This is a genomic window from Salmonella enterica subsp. arizonae (assembly GCF_008692845.1).
GTDB lineage: Bacteria > Pseudomonadota > Gammaproteobacteria > Enterobacterales > Enterobacteriaceae > Salmonella > Salmonella arizonae.
In genome coordinates this window covers 22680-39097 of record NZ_VXJW01000016.1, presented here as the reverse complement: position 1 = coordinate 39097, position 16418 = coordinate 22680, and the positions used below count along the sequence as shown (strand labels likewise).

At 51.7% G+C, this 16418-nt stretch carries 20 protein-coding genes; 18 read left to right on the top strand and 2 right to left on the bottom strand.

Annotated elements, in window-relative coordinates:
• Positions 1 to 598: 598 nt before the first annotated feature.
• The 5 genes from F4V61_RS20180 to F4V61_RS20160 all read left to right on the top strand — a co-directional run bounded on the left by F4V61_RS20180 (position 599) and on the right by F4V61_RS20160 (position 3645).
• The gene (locus F4V61_RS20180; RefSeq protein ID WP_079799392.1) at positions 599 to 973 is read left to right on the top strand and encodes a hypothetical protein; all 375 of its coding nucleotides are present in this window, start codon (positions 599 to 601) and stop codon (positions 971 to 973) included.
• A 50-nt stretch (positions 974 to 1023) separates the two neighbouring features.
• Positions 1024 to 1371, top strand: a complete 348-nt coding sequence (locus F4V61_RS20175) for a hypothetical protein (RefSeq protein ID WP_079799391.1) — start codon at positions 1024 to 1026, stop codon at positions 1369 to 1371.
• Positions 1372 to 1465: 94 nt separating this feature from the next.
• On the top strand, positions 1466 to 1612 hold the full coding sequence (locus F4V61_RS20170; RefSeq protein ID WP_001159047.1) for a hypothetical protein: 147 nt from the start codon (positions 1466 to 1468) through the stop codon (positions 1610 to 1612).
• Positions 1613 to 1661: 49 nt separating this feature from the next.
• Positions 1662 to 2495, top strand: coding sequence for an N-6 DNA methylase (locus F4V61_RS20165; RefSeq protein ID WP_079799390.1), 834 nt, complete (start codon positions 1662 to 1664; stop codon positions 2493 to 2495).
• A gap of 619 nt (positions 2496 to 3114) precedes the next feature.
• Complete coding sequence (locus F4V61_RS20160) at positions 3115 to 3645, top strand: antirestriction protein (protein ID WP_079799423.1); 531 nt, start codon at positions 3115 to 3117, stop codon at positions 3643 to 3645.
• Between the two features lie 11 nt (positions 3646 to 3656).
• On the opposite strand, the gene F4V61_RS20155 is transcribed toward F4V61_RS20160, so the two are convergent.
• Positions 3657 to 4112 (bottom strand): transglycosylase SLT domain-containing protein, encoded by a 456-nt coding sequence (locus tag F4V61_RS20155; protein WP_079799389.1) that lies wholly within the window; start codon positions 4110 to 4112, stop codon positions 3657 to 3659.
• A 469-nt stretch (positions 4113 to 4581) separates the two neighbouring features.
• On the opposite strand from F4V61_RS20155, the gene traM reads away from it, so the two are divergent.
• The 10 genes from traM to traC all read left to right on the top strand — a co-directional run bounded on the left by traM (position 4582) and on the right by traC (position 13050).
• Positions 4582 to 4968, top strand: a complete 387-nt coding sequence (gene traM, locus F4V61_RS20150) for a conjugal transfer relaxosome DNA-binding protein TraM (RefSeq protein WP_008455364.1) — start codon at positions 4582 to 4584, stop codon at positions 4966 to 4968.
• A gap of 657 nt (positions 4969 to 5625) precedes the next feature.
• Positions 5626 to 5907 (top strand): conjugal transfer protein TraJ, encoded by a 282-nt coding sequence (locus F4V61_RS20145; RefSeq protein ID WP_079799388.1) that lies wholly within the window; start codon positions 5626 to 5628, stop codon positions 5905 to 5907.
• 218 nt (positions 5908 to 6125) lie between these two features.
• Complete coding sequence (locus tag F4V61_RS22110) at positions 6126 to 6293, top strand: hypothetical protein (RefSeq protein WP_157141380.1); 168 nt, start codon at positions 6126 to 6128, stop codon at positions 6291 to 6293.
• 104 nt (positions 6294 to 6397) lie between these two features.
• Positions 6398 to 6757, top strand: a complete 360-nt coding sequence (gene traA / locus F4V61_RS20140; protein ID WP_079799387.1) for a type IV conjugative transfer system pilin TraA — start codon at positions 6398 to 6400, stop codon at positions 6755 to 6757.
• 1 nt (position 6758) lies between these two features.
• A complete protein-coding gene (gene traL / locus F4V61_RS20135) occupies positions 6759 to 7064 on the top strand; it encodes a type IV conjugative transfer system protein TraL (RefSeq protein WP_000398849.1) in 306 nt (101 codons plus the stop codon).
• 19 nt (positions 7065 to 7083) lie between these two features.
• A complete protein-coding gene (gene traE, locus F4V61_RS20130; RefSeq protein WP_000406022.1) occupies positions 7084 to 7647 on the top strand; it encodes a type IV conjugative transfer system protein TraE in 564 nt (187 codons plus the stop codon).
• Positions 7637 to 8377, top strand: coding sequence for a type-F conjugative transfer system secretin TraK (gene traK, locus F4V61_RS20125; protein WP_079799386.1), 741 nt, complete (start codon positions 7637 to 7639; stop codon positions 8375 to 8377). Before traE ends, traK begins: the two co-directional genes overlap by 11 nt.
• Positions 8364 to 9725, top strand: a complete 1362-nt coding sequence (gene traB / locus F4V61_RS20120) for an F-type conjugal transfer pilus assembly protein TraB (protein ID WP_079799385.1) — start codon at positions 8364 to 8366, stop codon at positions 9723 to 9725. The genes traK and traB overlap by 14 nt, the downstream gene beginning before the upstream one ends.
• 109 nt (positions 9726 to 9834) lie before the next feature.
• On the top strand, positions 9835 to 10449 hold the full coding sequence (gene traV, locus F4V61_RS20115; protein ID WP_079799422.1) for a type IV conjugative transfer system lipoprotein TraV: 615 nt from the start codon (positions 9835 to 9837) through the stop codon (positions 10447 to 10449).
• A gap of 9 nt (positions 10450 to 10458) precedes the next feature.
• Positions 10459 to 13050, top strand: coding sequence for a type IV secretion system protein TraC (gene traC, locus F4V61_RS20110; RefSeq protein ID WP_079799384.1), 2592 nt, complete (start codon positions 10459 to 10461; stop codon positions 13048 to 13050).
• 48 nt (positions 13051 to 13098) lie between these two features.
• Here the strand turns inward: traC and F4V61_RS20105 are convergent, their stop codons facing one another.
• Positions 13099 to 14229, bottom strand: a complete 1131-nt coding sequence (locus tag F4V61_RS20105) for an RNA-guided endonuclease InsQ/TnpB family protein (RefSeq protein WP_079799383.1) — start codon at positions 14227 to 14229, stop codon at positions 13099 to 13101.
• Between the two features lie 124 nt (positions 14230 to 14353).
• Here F4V61_RS20105 and trbI point away from each other — a divergent pair, with 124 nt between their 5' ends.
• The 3 genes from trbI to traU are packed head-to-tail and all read left to right on the top strand — an operon-like array spanning position 14354 to position 16417.
• Positions 14354 to 14785 carry a type-F conjugative transfer system protein TrbI gene (gene trbI / locus F4V61_RS20100; RefSeq protein ID WP_079799382.1) on the top strand — a complete coding sequence of 144 codons (432 nt, stop codon included), beginning with the start codon at positions 14354 to 14356 and terminating at the stop codon, positions 14783 to 14785.
• On the top strand, positions 14785 to 15423 hold the full coding sequence (gene traW / locus F4V61_RS20095) for a type-F conjugative transfer system protein TraW (RefSeq protein ID WP_079799381.1): 639 nt from the start codon (positions 14785 to 14787) through the stop codon (positions 15421 to 15423). The genes trbI and traW overlap by 1 nt, the downstream gene beginning before the upstream one ends.
• Positions 15416 to 16417 (top strand): conjugal transfer pilus assembly protein TraU, encoded by a 1002-nt coding sequence (gene traU / locus F4V61_RS20090; RefSeq protein WP_088545127.1) that lies wholly within the window; start codon positions 15416 to 15418, stop codon positions 16415 to 16417. Before traW ends, traU begins: the two co-directional genes overlap by 8 nt.
• Position 16418 lies beyond the last annotated feature (1 nt).

Below are 16418 nucleotides of genomic sequence, written 5' to 3'. Positions count from 1 at the left end.
GAAAGTAAAAAGAGCGGTTATGCCTGCGGTAAAGCTGCTCTTTTTTATTCCCCTTACGCTTTGTTATACCCTGCTGTGGATCTCCTCTGAAGAACGGACGCTGCGAATTATGGTGGCAGTTGTCTGTATCACCTTTTCAAATTTGCCTGCTGTCGGGCGACTTCCCTGACGGGAATCGGGGCTGTCGTAAACGGAGCCGGTAAACCGTCTCCGCCCTGACGGGCTTCCATCCCACTGTCGCAACGTCAACAGCGGCTCGCAGTGACCGTTCCGGTCACGCCGCTTTCACCATGCCGGCGATAGAGCAGCCGGCACTCAGGTGACGCCACGTCGTTCCGCCGTGTCGGGTGTGTTCATCCTCTTCTCATACCTCTGGTGAGCCATCTCGCGTCCGTTCCCGGGCGGAGGGCTGGTCGTAGCACCGTCGCGTCGTCATCCAAGGGGTGAAATGAACTCCGCCAAAAACTTTTTGCGAAGGGATGCAAAAACTTTTTGTCTCCGCCCCTTTCCTTCCTCCTTGCGACGTTGCTCCTTTGCCCTTTGCCGCCAGGGAACTCACCGAGAGATGGATTAACCACCAGACAAGAGGAAAAGCAGGATGAACACACAGAACGTCAACATCAAAACCGCCACCAAAGAATCTTCCGAAAGATGGGGGGAAAACACGGCCCTGCGGACTGATGGCTTTGTACGCAATATTCACGCCCGTAATCCGTTCGATGTTATCCGCGCGGACGTGGTGCTGGCGCGTATTGAGAAAGAGGCGGGGCGGTGCTGCGGTATGCATTACGAGTTGTATCAGGCGCGAGTGCTGGGCGATGCGCTGGATTATCTGGACGCCCTGCCACTGAAAGATCGCCCGGCATTGATGGGCGCGGCAGCAAAACGCGGCTACATCCTGACATTTGCAGAAGAAGAACACGCGCTGGAAGCAAAGGATGCGCTGATGAGCGAACTGGCAGCAAACGAATAAATACGTGTGGCGGCGCGTCGCTGCCACTTCTCAATCAGAAGGAGAAACACATGTACTTACACCTCAAAGAATCCTCGGCCCTTCCGGGAATGCAGGCCACCGCTGAAGCCGAGCGGGCGTACTGGCTGAGCCGTGAGAAAGCAGCAGTGAAAGTCCCCACTGAAATCGACGTACACGCTTTCCATGATGCGTTGGGGCTGATGTACCCGATGAACTGGCACAGCAGTGAGAACGGTGAGTGTGAAACCTTCATGCTGGCAGAAATGATCTGCGGAAACGTGACCGAAATTTATGCACGGATCGGTATCCGTTATTACCGGATGCGTGACTACAGCAACCTTGACCACGCGGAAATTCTGGCCCGCGTTAAGGAGGTATCAGACAAGAGCCAGAAATGAAAAAAGCAGGCATAAGCCTGCTCATTCCACGCCGGATGACACACCCGCAAAAGTTTGCATCCGGCATACGCAAAACCAACATGGAGATTAAACCATGCAATTTGACCCGCAAATCGTCGCACAGGCGAACGCGTTTGTAAATGCCCTGCGCAGTGGTAAACGCGCCCGAGTTCCGGCCTTAAAGCTGAAATACTGGCAGCAATTTATGACAGTTGTCTACGCTGGCCTCGGCCTCGCGTGATGTGAAACCTGCCGCCCCCTGTGGGGGCGGCATTACCGGAGATACTTTCATGTCACAACTGAGCTTTGCCGATGTCTTCAATATGGCCAGAGAGAGCGCTGGCAGTAAAATTAGTACCCAGGACACGCAGCCGGGTAACGAATCATGTCCCTCTGTTCAGCGGCTGATGAGTGCGCAGTACAGCCGCAGCCGCTTTATCAGCGTGTTTAGATCCACAGGCCGCCAGCTGGGGCGCTGGGAAGTGTTCAGTGATTTTCTGTCACTCGCCGCCAGTGAACTGGATATGGTGCGGATAAGAACGCCGGAGAGCATGGAGCACTGTCGGAAAATCTGTGCGCGATATGAGGCTTCAGACATTGCGAACATGCAGGAGATGTTCTGCCTGATGGTGTGCGCACTGGAAGCTAAATTCCATGACTTCCTCGGCGCGATCTTCATGGAGCTTGAACTCGGCGATAACTTTCGCGGGCAGTATTTTACGCCGTATTCGGTACAGTGCCTGATGGCCCGGATGCTGATGCCGGGTGTCAGGGACACTATCCGCCGGGAAGGCATTGCCTCCGTCAGCGATCCGGCCTGCGGGGCTGCCGGGATGCTGATTGCTTATGCGGAGTGTCTGCTTGAAGCGGATATAAACCCTTCCATGCACATGTTCGGCAGCTGCATCGATATCGATCCTGTGGCGGCAGATATGGCTTTCATCCAGTTGTCACTGCTGGGTATTGCGGCGGAAGTGGTGACGGGTAATACGCTCACGATGCAGTTTAACCGGGTGAGGTATACCCCCGTGTATTACCTTAATGACTTTGAGAAACGGTTGGCTGACCTGCGCAGGTTCAGGGCCATGCGGGACTTTATGCGCGGATTACAGGAGGCCGCGTAAATAACCAGAAGGGCAGGGGACAACCTGCCCGACTGCTTTAAAAGGCCGCGCGCCTGCGGCGCAGAATAATACCGGCTGCGCTACGCGCCGCCCGTATTACTCAGGCGCGGGGTGGTCTCAATATTATTTAGAATAACCTGTTATATCTCATCCGACATTCTGCTGTATGTATTTTCCGGTATTTATCTTTTGTGAGGTATAAAATAAATATCGGCCCGGGCGTCGTCCCTGGCGGGACACGGCTGTCGTGAACGGAGCCGGTAAACCGTCTCCGCCCTTCGGGCTTCCATCCTGACGCAAATTCAAATTCATGCTTGCTGCATCCTTAAAGGATGCGCCGCTTTAACCGTGGCGGTAATAAATCCCCGCCACTTTAATGGCCGTAACGGTAATTCGTCTTGCGCCGATTTTCCGTTACGGATTGTGTGCATTCTCCTGGTGTGTATGTCGCCCGACTTCATCAATTCGCGGAGGGCTGCTTTTAGCATCAGTCATGAGGAAATAAAGGGGTGTATAAACGCTGCGCGCCCCTTTATTTCCTCCATGCCAGCTGCTCATTGCCCTTCGCTGCTCAGTGATGAAGTCGAACGATTTAATAAACGCTAAGGAGAAAAACAGAATGCACACAATTAACGTCAAAACCGCCACTCTTGAATCAGCCGAACAATTTAAAATAGATAAATTTCAGCGCTATTGTGTAACAGATGATGATGAACGACTTGATTTTATCCCTGCATTATTTTTTACACCGTCAGCTGACAATATGATCGCCAGCTGGTTACGGCAGCATTCAAATTATGATGGCGGTTTCTGGAATTACTGGATTATTCCACAGGGTGTCGGCGGTAATGTGGCTCCGAACAGAATTATCTTCACTACAACTCAAACCGGGTATATCGCACCTGCTGGAGTACAACGTTATGACATGTGTATTCCTGGGAATTATTTTGAATCAGAGGTCAGTGCCGATACCGCCGGAATTATTGCGACATTAATGATAATGAACTGGTTGTCGTGGCAGGTAGCTGATATGGGGCCTGAATACGCCATAGTCTGCAAACATCTTGTCGCTCGCCAGGATGCCCTGAAGGATTATATCAGCCTTATTCAACATCCCGAGAGGGGATTAATATTTCGCGCTATTGATTGATAGTAAATGCGTCACTCTGGTGGCGCATTTTTCTTGATGCCCACATAAATTGCCTGAATTTCCTGTGCGTACTTCTGGCGTTTCCTTTCTTGTTCCTCGGTTTCACGAAAACCTGCGTTATAAGCACCGACTGCCCGCCAGGAGTATCCCCAGCGCTTAAAAGCAATTGCGAGATAATAAGCTCCAGTATAGATATTCATGCAGGGATCTCTGTAAAGATTACCAGGCGTGATACCATACTGAGCCAGATGTGAAAAATTCTGCGAGTGAATTTGCATCATTCCGACGGCGTAACTTTCATTACTGACAATATTCATTGCATCAGGCCGCCATGATGACTCTCTGAAAGAGATTGCCCGTAATAAATCAGGTTCAATATGGTAATCCCTTCCCGCCATTTCAAAACAGTCCTGAGCAATGACCGGAGAGGTAAGCGCGAGTAATCCAACAAGCAGAACGTTCTTCATCTGCAAAATTCCATTGTTATCTTTCCCTATGCAAGAGTGCCATTTTCTAACAAAAACGGCAATGCCCGTTAATACTGAATCCTGCCCGGCCCGCTAATTTTCATATGCCTGCTCCTTAACATCAAAGTCCCACACACCTCGCAAGATTTCATCTTGCATGATAAGCTTTTAAAAACATGCAGTTACAGTTATTTTTATGCTGTGTTTTAGAAAAAAGGTTGTGAGATAGAGTATAACTATACTCTTATGACACTCTAATTAGAGTGTCGGGTATACTCTTATTAGAGTATTTCAATAAATTCAGTTTGTTAGGTGGAGTGTACTCGCGAGTGTACTCGTATTTAACAACCTTCCATACTCGCATCTATACTCTGCTTTTTTTAATGGTATACTCGCCTTATACTATGGATAAAAGTATTCAGGTAATATTTCTAATTAATCATGATTATTGGTTTCAGAAGGATCAACGATGCCACGTATACAAACTTTTGTCAGCAATCAGGTTCGTGAAGAAATTGAATCTCTGGTTACAGAAAGGAGGCAGGAAGGTGCAACGGAACATGATGCCACGGTATCGTCTGTTACTTCAATGCTTATAGAGCTGGGGCTCAGAGTATACCGGATTCAGAGAGAAAAAAAGGAAGGTGGCTTTAACCAGATGGAGTATAACAAGATCATGCTGGATAACATGGCCAGAGTCCGGGCAATGTGTTCAGAGATAATGAAGATGGGCGCGCTAAGTCATGAAGTTATAAGCAACGGTAACTTTGATAATGAAGTCATCAAGAGATCCATAGCGAAATTTGCAGAAGACCAGGTAAGTATTTTCTTTCCTGAAGAAGAAGAAACGGACTAAGTCTACAGTTCATTTATCTTGCCTCCTGCCTATATCATTGTACAGGAGGCTTTACTCAATACTGTATTGCGTAGCTGGTAGGCTTGAAATGTTGCTCGCTTAAATAAACATCTGAGTACTATCATTCATGAGGTTGATTCTGAATTGATAGCTGTTAGATCCAATGGAGTGCGGAGCCTCTGAATTTTCTTTTATCCTGTTGCAATTTTAGATAGCCAGGTATCTTTTAGTAATGACGTTTTCTGGTGATCATAAATTTTTTTCATAATGAAAATGGCCTTAAGGCTATTAACCGCAAATCTGATACAATTTGCTGTCAGGATTCTTGTGCGGGAAGATTCTTATAAATCGCCAGCGATAATCTAATCTAAATTTTTATTCCCTCCTAAACAACTCACGCTATTGCTTTATCGGATTTTGCTTTGCATTCTAATTTGAAACTATTTTTTGTGAGCTTAATCATAAATTAATGCGTAACTTTGGTATTTATTGAGCGTCGATCTGTGATGTTGTATATTCGATTTAAGGTAAATCAGTTATTCCCAGGAAGAAGAATTCGTATATTTAATTGATTTGCTTTTGTCGCGATAACAGGGGTTGGCCCCCCCTGTCACCGCTGGCCACCAATAACCCAAGCATTTTTAACAGGAGGTTAAGATGGTTATCATCGATCCTATCCGTATGGAAATTTTACGCAAGATCTTTCCTGAGATTAATGATGTCAAAATCGAAGTGTTTACTCTTTTCGCCTTTGGAATGTCTATTAGAGAAATTTCTGATTACAGACATACTACTACACAGGCAGTCTATAAGACCCTTAAGGAATTGTGTGAACAATATAGCTCACCCTCCAATGAGGCCCTTAAGACTTTGTACATTACGCGACTTGCTCTTCACTCCTTTCTTGAACTCAGAATAGAACTTCAGCCGGAGGAGTAATTAACCTCTTTCCGGGAAAAAACGTGATGTGATCTATATCACGTTTTTTCCTTTGATCTAGATCAAAATGCGGTTGTCAGACTTTTCGCGTATTCTTCTTTCTTATTTTTAAATCAGAATGTTAAGTGTATTGAAAATAGTTTTATTTCCAATTGGACAACCCTTATTTTTTAACGTCATCATATACGTAGTTTTTATGACTTAGCGGAGCATTGGAAATGATTCAAGACATCCCCCTAAAACCACGTCCAGCAGGGAAATTCATCCGACTTTATCTGGATGGCGTTGTATATGAGGAGTTAAGAAAGAAAGCTAAAAAAAATGCCAAGCCAGTACAAAAGACAGCAATTCTTATTATTGAGGAGGCGTTAGGGTTGAAGGAGTGACTCCGGTACAGAATCATTTTTGTGGTTAATGGTTCTGTGCCGGATTGACTTAACCCGTCAATACCGCTCTGGGTTGTTTTGTAAATAATATAAACGGAGTTTCTATGAATTTATCCTTATCAAAAGGCGGCCTCCCCGCGTCTGTAAAAAACCGTGCATGGCAGTTCTGCCAGATGGCATGGCGTGGTGTGACCAGTAAAAAAGCGCTGTCCCGTCTGGCTGCGCTGTCTCCGCTGCTGTTACTCGGTGTGGGGCAGATGGCCAATGCAACCGACCTGCTGGCCGGAGGCAAGGATGATGTGAAAGCCACCTTCGGTGCCGACTCATTCGTCATGATGTGTATCATCATCGCCGAACTGATTGTCGGTGTGGCGATGTATATCCGCACCAAGAACCTGCTGATCCTGCTGGGCCTGGTTGTGGTTATCGTCTTCACCACCGTCGGTCTTACCTTCATCAACTGATATGGAGGGAAACGATTTAGACAAATACCGTTTCCCGAAAACCCTGTCAGAGCAGAACCGCATTATTGGACTGCCCCTTGATGAAGCTATCCCCGCAGCGGTTGTTTTGCTGTGGGGATTTTTCACCAAGAAATATTTATTCAGTCTGATTATTGCGGCAGTTATCTGGCAACTGATCAGGGCGGCGAAACGCGGAAAAAGCTCCCGCTGGTTATACAACTGGTGTTACTGGTATCTGCCTACTGAATTATTCCGGGTTGTCTACCGCGTTATTCCCGATTCCAGTTTCAGGAAATGGATAAAATAAATTACCGCAGGGCCATATTATGGAAATTAGCGCTCGTAATTCATCCACCAAAATTATTGCCGTTATTATTCTGTCGCTCACGACACTGGTCTTTATTCTGGGCTTTGCCGTGGCATGGCTGGCTGTGACCAACAGAGCACTCATCCACGAGCAACGTACAGTCGTCACACCGATGACCTACAACGCGCCTTTTGTGGTATCCGAAACGAAAGCCGATACCGAGTATTTCCGGATGATGACGCTGTCCTTCCTGGCCCTGCGTCTCAATGTTGCCCCTGAAACGGTCGATTCCAACCACGCCTTTCTGATGACCTTTGTCGAACCTGATGTTCGGGCGGATTTTGTAAAAGTCCTGGATGAAGAGGCTGCACAGATTAAAGCCAATGATGTGAATTCCACGTTCTACACCACAGAAATTAATGTCTATCCCGTTGACGGCCGAATCGATGTTCGCGGCGTGCTGAAAATGTGGATTGGTAACTCTAAGCCTTCCACGGAAATAAAAACCTACCGGCTTCGTCTGAAGTATACCGGAGGCTTTACCCGTATCGGCCGGTTCTATGAGGTGACCAATGAAAAATAACCTTCCGGCGTTATTGTTTGGTACAGCCATGATGGTCGTTGTGCCCCCGGCTGCGCAGGCACAGTCACCTGCCACGATCAGCCTCCCACAGGGCGGGCAGTTCCGGCTAAGTATCAGCAATACCGATCCCAACATGATTTTTATCCCGGGTGACAAAGTCACCGCCATCACAGCGCCTGGGGGAATGCTGGCAGACAAGCGGCTGACAACGGCCGGAGGTGTGCTCTTCACCTCGGTGGCCACCCGTACTTTCACGATTTTTGTAGAAACTGCGCTGGGCCAGACCTTCTCTGTCGTGGCCACGCCCGTAAAAAGTGAAGGTCGCGTCTATCGACTGATGAGCGCCGAACCGCCCTCACGGCCTGAAACCCGTAAATGGGAAACCGCTCAGGCTTATGAAAAGCTGCTAATCAACCTTAACCGTGCCGTGCTGACGGGTGACATACCTGATGGCTACGGTGAAGTGAAACCTCTTTCTGACGGTATTCGTCTCCCCGGTGGTTTTTCTGTTACCCCCCTGAAAGCCTGGGCGGGCGACCAGCTGCGTGCCGATCGTTATGAACTGCGTAATGCCAATACCTGGGGTGTGGCGCTGCGGGAGCAGGACTTCTGGAAGCCCGGGGTGCGTGCCGTGATGTTTGATAACAACGCACAGACTCTGATGGGCGGAGGAAGAATGACCGTCACCGTTATCCGTGAAAACGGGGAGGGTGAAGATGGCCAACGTTAATAAAGTCGTCCGCCGTCGTCAGGTTGCCCTGCTTATAGCTCTTGTTCTGGGGATTGGTGCTGGCGGTGCCGGGACATGGATGGTCTCAGAGATGAACCTGAAGAAAGCGCCGCCCGCAAAAGCGCCAAAAGGAGAACCCGCGCCGGATATGACCGGTGTGGTCAATCAGTCCTTCGATAACAAAGTCCAGCGTTCCGCCATTGCGGAAGCCCAGCGGCTTAATAAAGAAACGCAGACAGAGATTAAAAAACTGCGTACTGAAATGGGGCTTGTCAGTCGTGACCTTAAAGGCAGTCAGGATCGCATTCGTGAACTGGAAGACCAGAACCAGTTGCTACAGACACAGCTTGAGGCCGGGAAAAATTTTGACTCTCTCAGTGCCGAACCTCTGCCGGGGGCGCTGGCCTCTCAGGGGAAACCTGCTCCCGCTGGTAATGTTCCACCCCCGACCAGTTTCTGGCCAGCAGGCGGCGGACAGGCCCCAGCTGCACCGGTGATGACCCCCATTCAGCGTCCGGGAATGATGGACAGTCAGGAATTCAGTCCACCAGATACCGGGCCGAAAAAGCCCCGTTTCCCGTGGATTTCTTCCGGCAGTTTTGCTGAAGCGATCGTGGTGGAAGGGGCTGATGCCAATGCGTCCGTTACCGGCGATAAAAATACCGCCCCGATGCAGCTGCGCCTTACCGGCAAAGTTCAGATGCCTAACGATGAAGAGTTCGATCTGACAGGTTGCTTTGTGACCCTGGAGGCATGGGGGGATGTTTCCAGTGAACGTGCCATCGTTCGGACCCGCTCAATCAGCTGCAAGCTGGGTGATGACAACATCGACCAGAAAATTGCCGGTCATGTGTCCTTTATGGGCAAGAACGGTATCAAGGGCGAAGTGGTTATGCGTAATGGCCAGATCCTGCTGTATGCGGGGGGCGCGGGCTTCCTGGACGGGATAGGGAAGGGCATTGAGAAAGCCTCCTCCACTACCGTGGGTGTCGGCGCAACTGCCAGCATGAGCGCCGGCGATATCGGCCAGGCAGGGCTCGGCGGTGGAGTCAGTTCTGCTGCCAAAACACTCTCCGATTACTACATCAAACGCGCCGAACAGTACCACCCGGTCATTCCAATCGGCGCGGGCAATGAAGTCACGCTTGTTTTCCAGGACGGCTTCCAGCTCGAAACACTGGAGGAAGCGCGCGCGAAAGCGGCTGCACGTAAGAAACAAAATCAACCTTCTGCCTCATCAACGCCTGCTGCCATGCCGGGTAATACGCCGGACATGCTGAAGCAGCTGCAGGACTTCAGGGTAGGGGACACCGTAGATCCGACGACCGGGCAGGTCGTCACACAGTAAACGGGCCGGGAAACCGGCCGCAACAACACAATCCGGAATAGTTAGTGCCCTGGAAGACGAGAAAGGGATGGGCGGTAGCGTGTCCGGGCAGCATACACAGGAAACAGCGATGAAACAAATCACATTTTTGCTGGCAGGGTGCGCCCTGCTGTTATCCGGTTGTGCCGGAGTCAAAAGCAGTTTCGACTGCGATGCCACAACGTCTGATACCTGTATGACCATGACGAAGGCCAATCAACTGGCCCGGGACAAGGCGGCAAAACAGGCGGGAAAGCCGGTTGCGGGCGGACTGCCTTCCCTGGTTAATCTTCCTGCCCCCTCTGCGGCGGCGGTTCCGTCAGCATCCCGTGCCGTCGTCAATGTCCCTTCCGGTGCGCGGGTAACCAGTAACAGACCTGCAGTATCAGCTGGCGCCGCAACAGGTATAAGCACGAACGCCGCAGCGTCAACACTGACGCCACGTCCGGTTGCCGGAACGCCGGTCACAACCACTTCGTCATCAGTGGCTTACCGTCCGGTCGGCTCCGTGGTCACACCGGCACCGTCATGTCAGAGCGTGCGCTGTGACCATCCTGGATCGGTGCATCCACAACGCAGCCAGGACCAGATAGCAACGGTCTGGATTGCACCCTGGGTGGACAGCGATAACGCCTTTCATCAGCCCGGTCGGGTGTCCTTTGTGGTCAGCCCTGCCGACTGGGTTCTTCCGTCCCGGGTAAATTAAGGAGTTCGGGTGAAAAAATTTCTGAACGTACTGGAAAATCTGCAGAACGCCTTCCGGATGCCGGATGGCGCGTCGGAGATGACGCGCAATCTGGCCAGCCTGGACTTCCCGCAGCTGACCAGCGTCCTGCCGTACCGTGACTATGACCGTGACAGTGGGCTGTTTGTGAACCGCAGTACGGTGGGCTTTCTGCTACGTGCAGAGCCCCTTATCGGTGCTAACGAACAGATTGTGTATGTGCTGGAAGATCTCATCAAAAGCAAGCTGCCGCGTAAGACGCCAATATCATTCCACCTGGTGTCCAGCAAGCTGATCGGTGATCAGCTTGACCGGGGCCTGTCTGAGTTCCGCTGGCAGGGAAAGCATGCTGACAAATTTAACCGTATCACCAGGGCATATTATCAGCGCGCGGCGCAGCAGCAGTTCAACAGCCCAACCGGTCTGCCGCTGACCCTGCGTGACTACCGCCTGTATATCTCCTACTGCGTGAAGGCGAAGAAGCGGACGGCGGCCGTGATGACGGAAGTTGCTCATACCCTGAAAGTGCTGCGTTCCTCTCTGGACGCGGCAAAAATTTACACGCAGGCGGCCGATGACCAGGAGCTGGCCACGCTGGTTCACGGGATGCTGAATGCCCGTCATGATCAGCTGTACCCCGATGAGGTTCGTGTCGGCAAATTTGATGAGCTGCATCAGCGCTGTGTTGACCAGCGTATTGGTATCGATGTGCGTCCGGATGATGTCCTTATCAGCCTTGCTGACCGTCAGGGCAGCGTGACCTCCACGCGGGCCATGAACTTCATGCTGGAGAACAACCCAGATATGTTCATGCTATGGATGGGCGGCGATAACCTGTCCAACCTGCTCAGCCCCGACCTGACAATCGCCAGTCCGTTCGTCATCACGATGGTGATGGAGGCCGAAGACCAGGTGGCGACTCAGGGGGAAGCCACGCGCAAGTATCTCGACCGGGAGAAAAAAGCGAACTCTCCCTATGCCACCCTGTTTCCCGGCGTGGCCAAACAGGCTAAAGAGTGGAAGGAGATCCGCGAGCATCTCAACAGTAACCAGACCTGTATAGTCCGCTATTACTATAACGTCACCACGTTCTGTCCGGATACGGATGAGGATGCGCTGGTCTGCGAACAGCAGGTCATTAATACTTTCAAGAAGAACGGCATAGACCTGTTTTCCCCGACCTATATGCAGTTCCGTAACTGGATAGCGATGATCCCCTTCATTCATGCGGAAGGACTCTGGGAAGACATCAAAATGGGCGGAGCCACCTGCCGGGCGGAGAGTATCCAGGCCGTGAATCTGCTGCCGGTGGTGGCCGACAACCGGCTGTGTCAGGGGGGATTGTTGACGCCGTCCTACCGCAATCAGCTGGCGTTCCTCGATATCTACGGGGACGGGATGGGCAACACCAACTACAACATGGCGGTCACCGGCACATCAGGTGCAGGTAAGACCGGTCTGGTACAGCCTATCCTGCGCAGCGTGCTGGACTCCGGCGGTATCGCCTGGGTGTTTGACATGGGGGATGGCTACAAATCGTTCTGCGAGAACGTGGGTGGTACATACCTTGACGGCAAGTCGCTCAAATTCAATCCGTTTGCCAACATTTCCAATATCAATGAGTCCGGGGAACGTATCCGTGATCAGCTGGCGGTGCTGGCAAGCCCGAACGGCACGCTGGATGAAGTTCACCACAGTCTGCTGCTGCGTGGGGTTCAGGAGGCCTGGGAAGCGCACAGGGAAAAGGCCCGAATTGACCACGTAGTCCAGAAGCTGACGGCCATCCGTGAGGATGATAAATACCAGAACTCGCCGGGTATCACCAACCGGCTGGATGAAATTATCGAACTGCTCGGTAAGTACTGCTCCTGGGGAATTTACGGCGAATACTTTAACAGTGACGAGCCGTCACTGACCGATGACGCCCGCTTTATCGTCCTGGAGCTGGGGGGCCTGCAGGACAAGCCTGACCTGCTGGTTGCGGTGATGTTTTCCCTCATCATCTACATCGAAGACAAAATGTACCGCACGCCGCGCAGCCTAAAGAAATGTTGCACCATTGACGAAGGCTGGAAGCTGCTCAACTTTAAAAATGAGAAGGTCGGTCAGTTCATTGAAACCGGCTACCGTACGGTTCGCCGCCACCGTGGCGCGTTCATCACCATCAGTCAGAACATCAAAGACTTTGACGCCGATGATGCCTCCGGCGCGGCCAAAGCGGCCTGGGGTAACTCTGCCTTCAAGGTTGTCCTCAAACAGGATGCGTCTGAGTTTAAACAGTACAACCAGAACCGTCCCAACCAGTTCAGCGAGCTGGAGCGCAGTGTTATCAGCAAGTTCGGTGATGCCAAAGACCAGTGGTTCTCTTCCTTTATGCTGCGCATCAATGATACCTGCAGTTTCCATCGTCTCTTTGTCGATCCGCTCAGTCGCGCGATGTTCAGTTCAAAGGGTGATGACTTCGAATTTATCCGCCAGTGCCGGGAACAGAACATGGATATCCATGACGCCGTATACCAGCTGGCACAACGTAACTTCCCTGATGAGATGCGCGAACTGGAAGCGCTTGCGGAGGCCGCTTGACTGATCCCCGCCCTAAGGGGCGAGGATTCCCACTTCACGGAGCCGAACCTAAGCCGCATTAAGCGATTCAGGATTTACAGGCTCTCCGTGGGCTAACACTGCCAGCCCGGCAGCTTTGATATTACGGGCCGCATTAACGTCACGATCATGGTCTGCGCTGCATTCAGGGCAGTGCCATTTACGAACGTCAAGAGGCATCTTTTGCATGGTGAAACCGCAACATCTACAGCGTTTTGAGGACGGGAAAAACTGGTCAATGGCGACCACTGACCGCCCCGCCCATTCGCCCTTGTACTGGAGCTGGCGCACAAGCTCGCTCCATCCCGCGTCGGCTATCGCTCCGGACAGCGACGGGTTGCGGATCATGTTCTTCACCTTGAGGGATTCGACGCAAACAACTTGGTTTTCGTTAATCAGTTTGCGGGTGGCCTTGTGCAAGGCATCCATTCGGCAATCGGCAATTTTCGCGTGGAGTCGGGCCACCTTTGAACGGGCCTTGGCGCGGTTCTTTGAGCCTTTGGCTTTTTTGCTTAGTCGGCGCTGGAGTAGCGTCAGGTGTGCCGCGTATTTAGCGGTATGGCGGGGATTGCCGGACTTAAATCCGGTATCAGTGACGAACAAATCTTTTAAACCAACATCAATACCGACCGTGGAAGCGGTGATCGGCAGTGATGCAGGCTCAAATTCGCAGAGGCACGACACGAAATATCGTCCTGCGGCATCTCTGGAGATTGTGACAGTGGAAGGTGTGGACGGCAAAGGGCGCGACCAGCGCACGTCTAACGGCGTTTTACTCTTTGCCATATACAGCCTGCCGTCACGGTATTTAAACGCGCTGGCGGTCAATTCCGCTGCCTGTTTATGGCGCTTACTTTTGAATGCCGGATATGCAGCACGCCCGGCAAAGAAGTTAGAGAACGCGGCCTGTTGGTGGCGTAGCGACTGCTGAAGCGGTACGCAGGAAACGTCATTCAGCCAGGCGAATTCTGGCGCTTTTTTCAGTGCCGTTAATCGGGCGCTGGCTTGTGTATAGCCGATCTTCTCCTGGCGTTCGTAGTACGCATCAGTGCGCCAGCGAAGGATGCTGTTATAGACGAAACGCACACACCCGAACGTTTGAGCCAGTAGCTCAACCTGATCGGGAGTGGGGTAAAACCTGTATTTGTATGCACGTTTCATGGCTTCACAAAATACGCGTAAAAATGTGAAAGGAGTTGACGATGGTCAAACAAAAAGAAGTCAGGTTGTTTAGCCCCCCCTTTCCTCCCCGCCCGATTGGGCGAGGTCTCCAGGGGGGATTCTGATGAAAACGGAACAGGTTAACGACACTCAATCAAAACCCACAACTGCCAGAAAGGCACTGACTCAACGTGAACGCCAGAGGCGCCGCTGTCTGCGTAGCCTGCTGCTGGTTGCCGCCACCATCCTGTGTATTAACGCTGCCGTCACGTCGGTGCTGATTAGCTGGCGTATGCCAGTGGTGGTGTCATTTGATATGAAAAAAACGCTGGATCAGTTCACTGAACAGGCTGGCGCTCAGTCACTGGATGAGCCTCAGACTAAGGCACTTACCGAACGATTTATGACCAGCCTTAATGCGGAGCTGCAGGACTGGCAGGTCCGTCATGATGCACTGATCCTGGTTACGCCCGCAGTGGTCAGCGGGGCGGGCGATATCACTGATGAGATTCAGACAGGGGTGGCACACCGAATGGCGGCGGGAGGCGGCAATTGATGAAAAAAGGGCTGCTGGCGCTGTTGCTGATTTCCGGCGTAGCACAGGCAAAAAATCTGGGGACATGGGGGGAAATGTACCCCATTGCTGAGCAGGACATGCTCACTACCATCCAGACACGCCTGAAGGCAATGGAGGCCAGTGGTGAAATGGCCCGGGAGCAGGAAGCATTCAAACAGCGTGTCATTGAAAACACTCTACGCCCTAAACCGGTTGAAGGACTGACGCTGGCTCAGGAGAACACCACGCACTATATCGATCCGTCGCTGACGGTTAGTGAAGATCTGAAAGACCATCAGGGGCGGGTGTTCGCCCGTAAAGGGCAGGTGATTAACCCGCTGGATACCGTCCCGTTCACCGACACGCTCTATTTTATTGATGCAGATAATCCGCAACAACTGTCCTGGATGAAAGCGCAGAAACCCGGAACGTTGACTTACCGCGTCATTCTGGTCAACGGCGATATCCGTGAGGCGATCAAAGCCCTGGACACGCGGATTTATTTTGACCAGGACGGCACGCTAAGCAGGAAGTTTGAACTGAAGGCTATCCCTGCCCGGGTGACACTCTCAGAAGACCGACGTCGTCTTCGGGTAGATACTTTTGCCCTCCCTGGTCCAGGAGAAGCCCATGAATAGGTCACTTATTTTGTTACTCATGGCTTTTGCCTTCAGCTGGTCGTCAGTGAGCAAGGCTGCCACTACCAGCGCTTCCGTTGAGTGCGAGGGGCGTTTTGTAAACCCGATCACCGATGTCTGCTGGGAGTGCATTTTCCCCGTAACCATTGGCAATGTGCCCGTCGCAAAGGGACGTCAGCCGGATACGCCGAATCCTGGCATGCCCATCCAGTTTTGTCCTATGGGAATTTTTTACCGTGTGGGGCTGGCCATAGGCTACTGGGAGCCTATGGCGCTGACTGATGTTACCCGTTCCCCTTACTGCATGGTGAATCTGGGCGGGTTCAATATCAACGTGGGTAATGTCGGTACCGGGACTGGCGGGCAGGAGAACAGGGCAAACCCCGGCGCGTTCTACCATGTTCACTGGTACAAATATCCGCTGACGTACTGGCTCAATATCATTACGTCAATGGGCTGTCTTCAGGGAGGAGACATGGACATTGGATATCTGTCTGAACTTGATCCGATGTGGGACAGCAGCTCTCTCAGCATGATTATCCAGCCTGAAGCCATTCTGTTCGGCAACGTGATTGCGCAGGCGGCCTGTGCGGCTGATGCCGCCGCAAGTCTAGTGCATATGCCGCTGGACCCCCTGTTCTGGTGTGCCGGTAGCCAGGGAAGTATGTACCCCTTTAATGGCTGGGTATCGAATGAATTCAGCCCGATGCAGACCTCTCTGCTTCTCAGTGAACGAATGGCATTCAAGCTTCACCGTCAGGGCATGATCATGAACTCCGTTGGGGCTGATACGGCGGTCTGCTTTGAATATCCATCTCCCATCATTCCGAAAAGCCGCTGGCGTTATCACCTGGTCAATAAATATCCCGATGCAGGGCAGTGTCATCCGCTGGGCCGAAGCGTGACCCGCTGGGAAACCGGCAAGAACATGCCCAATGACCGTCGAAATTTCGGGTATCTCTTCTGGCGTAAACGCAACTGCGTTTTCCTCTAAG